Here is a 6,784-nt window from a genome sequence, read left to right as displayed (position 1 = left end):
TTTTTCACCCCTCCAAAATTTCCAGTGTTTGTGGCTCTCCCCCCCCCCCCGGGGCGGGGGGGGGTGGGCGTTGTGTGGTAAGTGTCGTTAGAACGACACTTACCACTCACGACCACGGTGACCGAGGCGTCAGCGCGCGTTGACCGACACCGTGTGCCAGCCGGTGGCGCCGTCCGGCACGGTTCCGGCGCGTTCCTGCGTCTGCGTGTAGCCGGATTGGTCCGTCGCCCGGACGGCGATCTCGTGCTGACCGGCGGCGACATCGACCTCGGTCCACCACATCCGCCAGGTGTCCTTCGACGTCTCCGCCGACAGGACGGCCTCCTTCCACGGCCCCTGATCGACCCGGACCTCGACCTTCGCGACGCCGGTGTGCTGTGCCCACGCGGTCCCCGACACCACGACCTTGCCCGCGTTCACCGCCGAGCCCGGCGCGTCGATCCGCGACTGCGTCTTCACCGGCGCTTCCCTGGCCCAGCCGCGGCCGAGCCAGTACGCCTGGCGCTCCGCCCAGGTGGTGATCTCCAGCTCGGTCACCCATTTCGTGGCGGACACGTAGCCGTAGAGCCCGGGGATCACGATCCGCGCGGGGAAACCGTGCTCGATCGGGAGCGGTTCGCCGTCCATGCCGAGAGCGAGCATCGCGCCGCGTCGCGGGTCCAGGGCGGCTTCGACCGGGGTTCCGCAGGTCCAGCCGTCGACACTGGTCGCGAACATCTGCTCGGCGCCGGGTTTCACACCCGCCTCGTTCAGCAGGTCCCGCAGGTCGATGCCGATCCAGCGCGCGTTGGAGATGTACGGGCCACCGACCTCGTTGGAGACACAGCACAGGGTGACGTCGCGTTCGATCAGCGGCCGCGAGCGCAGATCTTCATACCGATAGGTGACTTCGCGGTCGACCATCCCACGGATCTGCAGGCTCCAGTCCTCGGTGCGGACCTGCGGGACCACCAGTGCCGTGTCGATCCGATAGAAATCCTTCGAAGGAGTGAGGTACGGCGGGGTGCCGAGCTTCGCGAAATCCGCGTCGGGCGGGATCGGCGGCGCGGTCCTCGCCGCGACGAGCCTGCCGACGGCGGCACGCGACTCTTCGGCGTTCTTCCTGGTCCCGACGACCTGGCCGGTCAGCGCGGCGACGCCGGCCCCCGCCGCCACGGACACGCCGGTGATCAGCACCTTCCGCCGGTCCGGGCCTTCGCCTTCACGCTCGTCGAAGAACACCTTCGGGCGAAAGAACGAATGCAGCCGGGTGAACACGACGAGCGCGACGACGGTGGCGATCACCGGCGCCAGCAGCGCGATCTGCCCGAGGTCGGTGCGGACGAAGACCGCGGCGACGCCGGCCGCGCCGAGCACTCCGACGATCACCTGACCCGGCAGCGGAGTACGGCGCGAAAGCTGCCCGGCGAGCAGCGCGAACAGCACCAGTACGACGGCGAGACCGATCTTGAGGACGAACTTGTCCCAGGTCTCCAGCGTCTGCTCGGCCCAGGCGACGACCGCGTGCGGGCTGTGGTCGATGACGAAGTTCGCCACGGCGACGAACGGCGAGGCCGTGTACCCGACGAAGCCCGCGACGAGGTGCCCCACGCCGAGGGCGGCCGCCAATGACAGGAGCCCGGTCAGCGCGGCTTGCGGGAAGGTGAGCCTGCGTTCGTCGTCCACGACTCCATCTTCGCCGGGGATATGCCCGAAGGTCGGCCGATCGCCCCTTACGAGACTGTTACGCCAGTGCCTTCCGGAGCCTGTCCTCTTCGACACGCCAATAGCCGTGCTCGGCGTCGTCGACGAGGATCACCGGCACGCGGTCGCCGTATTCGGCCCGCCATTCGGGATCGCTGTCGACGTCCTGGGCCGACCAGGCGACGCCCAGTTCTCCGCAGATCCGCTCGATGTCCTGTTCCGCGACCTCGCACAGGTGGCAGCCCGTGCGGGTCATGACGGTCACGTGGTGCGCCATGGCCCCATCCTTACCTGAGGCGCAGCCTGCGCAGCTTCCCGGTGGCCGAATGCGGCAGCGACTCCGCGAACTCGACGGTGTGCGGCACCTTGTACCCGGCCAGATGCTCGGCGCAGTGCTCGACGACCTGCTGTTCCGACAGCGAAGCCCCGGGAGCGGGGACCACCACGGCCTTCACCGCCTCACCGGTCCGCTCGTCGACCACGCCGACGACGCCTGCCTCGACGACCTCGTCCAGCATCGAGATCACGTTCTCGACCTCGTGCGGGAAGACGTTGAAGCCGTTGACGATGATCAGGTCGTTGGCCCGATCCACCAGGTGGAGGTCGCCGTCGGTGTCGAGGTAACCGACGTCGCCGGTGCGGAACCAGCCTTCTTCGTCGGGGCCGTGCGAGCCGTCGGGCCAGTAGCCGGAGAACAGGTTCGCGCCGCGGATCGACACCAGGCCGGTGCCGCCGTCCTCGTCGAAGGCGTCGCCGAGGTCGTCCGGATCCAGCGGGACCGGCTCCGCGTCACCGTCGCTGTCGACCAGCCGGAGCTCGACACCGGGCAGCGGCCGCCCGACCGAACCCGGCTTCGGGTAGCCGGTGACCAGGGTCGTGGTGACCACGGGCGCGCATTCGGTGAGGCCGTAGCCCTCGTAGACGTCGAGGCCGGTGGCGCCGCGGAGCGCGGTGAGGATCTTTGGGTGCAGCGGTGCCGCGCCCGAGGTCATCCGCCGGACGGTCGACAGGCCCTGCCCGAGCTCCTCGGGGTCCATCGCGGCGAATTCGGCGTACATCGCGGGCACACCGGCGATCGACGTCACCCGGTACTCGGCGCAGTCGGCCAGGGTGCGCTCGGCGAGGAAACGCTCGGACAGGATCGCCGTCGCGCCGACCGCCGTGGTCTGCAGCAGGCCGGGGCCGAGGCCGTAGACGTGGAACAACGGGATGGTGATGAGCACGCGGTCGCCGTGCACGAGCGGCGTCGGGACGATCCGGCTCAGCTGGTCGAGGTTCGCCAGCAGCGCCCGGTGCGACAGCATCACGCCGCGCGGCGGACCGGTCGTGCCGGAGGTGTACGAGATGACCGCTATGTCCTCACCGGCGCCGGACGCGTCGACCGCTTCGGCTGCTCCATCCGAAGTAACAGGCGGTGAGAGGCTTGTCACCCCGTCGGGGAGTTCCTCGGTGGGTTCGCGTTCGAGGACGAGCCGCGCGCCGCTGTGCTCCAACAGCCCGTTCAGCTCGGCCGACGGCCCCTGCGGCGAGACCGGGACGACCACCGCGCCCGCCCGGAGCGCCCCGAAGAGCGAGACGGCGAACGCTGCCGACGTCGGCAGCCGCAACGCCACCCGGTCGCCGCGCTCGATTCCGGCGTCGAGCAGGGCACGGGCCAGCTTGTGGGCGGCGTTGTCGAGTTCGGCCCAGGTCAGCGCGACCCCTCGGCCGGTCTCCTGGACGGCCACCTTGCCGGGCCACCGCCGGGCGGCCTCGGCGAGCAAAGTGGGCACACTTGGATCGGCAACCTGCTCCGCGCTCAACTGCGAACCTCTTCCCTCGGTGAACGGCGTTGCCAGTTTGTCATCCCGGCCACCGTCATGGGGGTCACTCGCTTTCGTCGCAGTTCCGTAACCCCGGCACCGCTACCTACTTCGCGGTAACTACACGTATGCTGCTGTGCGTCGTCGAGTGGTGTTGATCACTCGATGGTGAGAAAGGGAGTCCGGACGTGCAGATCTTGCAGGCCCACGCGGCGGTGGGACATGCGGGCCGGTCCTCCCTGTCCGGAACGGGAGGTGGACCGTGACTCTCCCCGCGCCGAACCCCGTCTCGATGCTGGCGGGCCACATCCTCCGCCGGAGCGGTTTCCCCGCGGCGCCTCCGGCCCGGCCGAAGGTCGAAGAAGGCACGGACGCCGCCGAAGCCGCGAAGGCCGAAGCCTGGGACCTGGTCAGCGCCGCACAGGACGGCGACACCTCCGCCTTCGGACGGCTCTACGACCGCTATGTGGACGTCGTCTACCGCTACGTCCTGTTCCGCCTCGGCGACCGGGACCTCGCCGAGGACGTCACCAGCGAGACGTTCCTCCGCGCGCTTCGCCGCATCACATCGGTGAGCTACCAGGGACGTGACGTCGGCGCCTGGTTCGTCACCATCGCGCGCAACATCATCCTCGACCACGTGAAATCGAGCCGGTTCCGCCTCGAAGTCGTCACCGACGAGGTCGCCGAACCCAACGGGGCGCCGATCGGGAACGTCGGCGTGCAGGCCGTGGCGGGCCCGGAACAGCAGGCCATCAGCCGCGCCACCCGCGCCGAACTGCTGCGTTGCGTCGCCGAACTCGGCGAGGACCAGCGCGAGTGCATCGTGCTGCGGTTCATGCAGGGGCTTTCGGTCGCCGAGACCGCCGCGATCATGAAGCGCAACGAGGGCGCCATCAAGGCCCTTCAGCACCGCGCGGTACGCCGTTTGGCACAACTTCTGCCCACAGGATTGCGTTAAACCCGCCGATATACCCACCACCACCCTCAACGGAAACGCTTCGCGTTGCGGCATCGTTCTAATATTTATCCCTCACCGGGCCTTGCCGTAACCCTTGGGCGTCCCCGCTCGTTTTCACTGCCAGACCGGTGGTCAGGACCGGGCTGATCAGATGGAGACTTCGCCGTGGGCGTGCCGGGATGGTTCGCGCGGGAGCGGGCGGACGGTGACCGCTTCGCCGACCTTGTCGACGGCACCGAATCCCCGGACGGCGACGAGTTCGCGCACGAACTCGCGCTCGTCGGCGGACTGCGCGAACTCGGCGCCGGCGGCGCCCCCGACGCGGAGACCCGGCAGCGGATCCGCGACGAGATCGCCGGGCGCCTCGCCGAAGCCGAAGCCGCGCCGAAGCGACGTGGTCACGCCGTCGCCAATCTCGCCGCGGCCGCCGTCGCGCTGGTGCTGGCGCTCGGCGGGATCACGCTGCTGCTGTCCAAGGACGCGTTGCCGGGCGATCCGCTCTACGGCATCAAACGAGCGGGTGAATCGGCTTCGCTCGGCCTCACCTTCGACGAGCACGACAAGGCGAAGAAGCATCTGGAGTTCGCCGCGAACCGCGTCGGCGAACTGGACGAGCTGACCAGGCAGGGCGCGCCCACCGCCGCGTATTTCACCGGGCTCGCCGATTTCGAGACCGATCTCCGCGCCGGCGTCTCGCAGCTGACGGCGCTCGTCACCGATCAAGGTGGCCAGGCCCGGCTGGCCGAACTCCGCACGTGGGCGCGGAACCAGTCCGACCGGCTCGGCCTCCAGGTCGAGCAAGCGCCCGCCGAGGCGCGCGACAAGTTCTCCGCGGCCCGTGCCCTGCTCGACAAGGTCCAGGAGCGTACGACGGATCTCGGCTCGCGTCTGGTCTGCTACACGATCACCACGGGCGCTTCCGACGAACTGGGCGCGGTCCCGGCCGCCGGCGACTGCGTCCGCAACCCCGACTCCCCCGACGCCGTCCTGCCGCCGGTGACGTCTTCCCCGCCGTCGTCGGCTCCGGCGGCGACGCCGTCGGTGCCGTTATCGGTGCCGCCGTCGCCCGGTGTGGACACCTCGGCCCCGACCGGACCGCTCGCCCCGCCGACCGGAGGCACACCGCCGCCCGTGGTGGCCACGCCGCCGCCGACCACGAGGACGGTTCCGCCGACGACCACCACGCGGCCGCCGCCGCTGGTTTCGATTCCGCCGCTCATCCCGGGATTACCGCCGATAGTCATCGGCTGACTCGGTGTCACGTGAGGCAGGCGCCACACCCGGGACAGCCTGGTCGGCCGCTCGCTACGCTGTGCACAGGCACCTGGGATTCCGGAGGCGGTGTGCGTGTCAGTGTGGCGGGGCAGGGATAAGAGTCAAGAGCTCGAACGGCTGGCCGAGCTCGCGGGCGAGGCGTCGGCCGAGGCCGCCATGGCGACCGCGTCCGCCGAAGCCCTCGAACCGCCCGCGCCGCCCGCGCCGCCGGACCTGACGGCGGCCGCGTTCTTCGACGTCGACAACACCATGATGATGGGCGCGTCGATCTTCTACTTCGCCCGCGGGCTCGCCGCGCGCAAGTTCTTCACGTCCGCCGATCTGGCCGGATTCGTCTGGCAGCAGGTGAAATTCCGGCTCGGCGGCCGGGAGAACAAGGAGGACATCAAAACCCACCGCGAGCGCGCACTGTCCTTTGTGGCCGGTCGCACGGTGCAGGAACTGACCGACATCAGCGAAGAGATCTACGACGAGCTGATGGCGGACAAGATCTGGTCGGGCACCAGGGCGCTCGCGCAGATGCACCTCGACGCCGGACAGCGCGTCTGGCTGGTCACCGCGACCCCGATCGAACTCGCGGCCATCATCTCGCGGCGCCTCGGCCTGACCGGCGCGCTGGGCACCGTCGCGGAGACCAAGGACGGCGTCTACACCGGCCGCCTCGTCGGCGACCTGCTGCACGGCCGCGCGAAAGCCCACGCCGTGCGGGCGCTGGCGTCACGCGAAGGGCTGAACCTCAAGCGCTGCACGGCGTATTCGGACTCGCAGAACGACGTCCCGATGCTGTCGGTCGTCGGGACCGCGGTCGCGGTGAACCCGGACGGCGGTCTTCGTGACGTCGCACGGGCGCGCGGCTGGGAGATCCGTGACTTCCGGACCGGACGCAAGGCCGCGAAGATCGGCGTGCCTTCGGTGCTCGGCGTCGGTGCCGTGGCCGGTGCCGTCGCGGCGGGCATGGCGTACCGCAAGCGCTGACCCCGCCGACGTTGCGAAAGCCACTTTCGCAACGTTGAAGGTTGCGAATGTGGCTTTCGCAACCTTCAACTGCCTCGCATACCGCAAG

At 69.6% G+C, this 6,784-nt stretch carries 6 protein-coding genes; 3 read left to right on the top strand and 3 right to left on the bottom strand.

Translation table 11 applies throughout. The features are described from left to right. Nucleotides 1-129 precede the first annotated feature (129 nt). The 3 genes from ACFWIW_RS31125 to ACFWIW_RS31115 are packed head-to-tail and all read right to left on the bottom strand — an operon-like array spanning nucleotide 130 to nucleotide 3,455. Complete coding sequence (locus ACFWIW_RS31125; protein WP_378371754.1) at nucleotides 130-1,665, bottom strand: molybdopterin-dependent oxidoreductase; 1,536 nt, start codon at nucleotides 1,663-1,665, stop codon at nucleotides 130-132. A 58-nt stretch (nucleotides 1,666-1,723) separates the two neighbouring features. Next, nucleotides 1,724-1,960, bottom strand: coding sequence for a glutaredoxin family protein (locus ACFWIW_RS31120; RefSeq protein ID WP_038520134.1), 237 nt, complete (start codon nucleotides 1,958-1,960; stop codon nucleotides 1,724-1,726). Nucleotides 1,961-1,970: 10 nt separating this feature from the next. Beyond that, nucleotides 1,971-3,455 carry an AMP-binding protein gene (locus ACFWIW_RS31115; protein WP_378371753.1) on the bottom strand — a complete coding sequence of 495 codons (1,485 nt, stop codon included), beginning with the start codon at nucleotides 3,453-3,455 and terminating at the stop codon, nucleotides 1,971-1,973. Nucleotides 3,456-3,747: 292 nt separating this feature from the next. Between ACFWIW_RS31115 and ACFWIW_RS31110 the strand changes: the two genes are divergently transcribed. From ACFWIW_RS31110 to ACFWIW_RS31100, 3 genes are all read left to right on the top strand, one after another. Further along, on the top strand, nucleotides 3,748-4,446 hold the full coding sequence (locus ACFWIW_RS31110) for a sigma-70 family RNA polymerase sigma factor (protein ID WP_378371752.1): 699 nt from the start codon (nucleotides 3,748-3,750) through the stop codon (nucleotides 4,444-4,446). Nucleotides 4,447-4,611: 165 nt separating this feature from the next. After that, nucleotides 4,612-5,697, top strand: coding sequence for a DUF5667 domain-containing protein (locus tag ACFWIW_RS31105; RefSeq protein ID WP_378371751.1), 1,086 nt, complete (start codon nucleotides 4,612-4,614; stop codon nucleotides 5,695-5,697). Between the two features lie 96 nt (nucleotides 5,698-5,793). Next, nucleotides 5,794-6,696, top strand: a complete 903-nt coding sequence (locus ACFWIW_RS31100) for an HAD family phosphatase (protein ID WP_016330921.1) — start codon at nucleotides 5,794-5,796, stop codon at nucleotides 6,694-6,696. The last annotated feature ends 88 nt before the right edge of the window (nucleotides 6,697-6,784 follow it).

Origin of the sequence: Amycolatopsis sp. NPDC058340, assembly GCF_042723975.1 — a bacterium.
GTDB lineage: Bacteria > Actinomycetota > Actinomycetes > Mycobacteriales > Pseudonocardiaceae > Amycolatopsis.
Note: the sequence above shows the minus strand (reverse complement) of the source record. Positions and strands in the feature narration are given on the sequence as shown.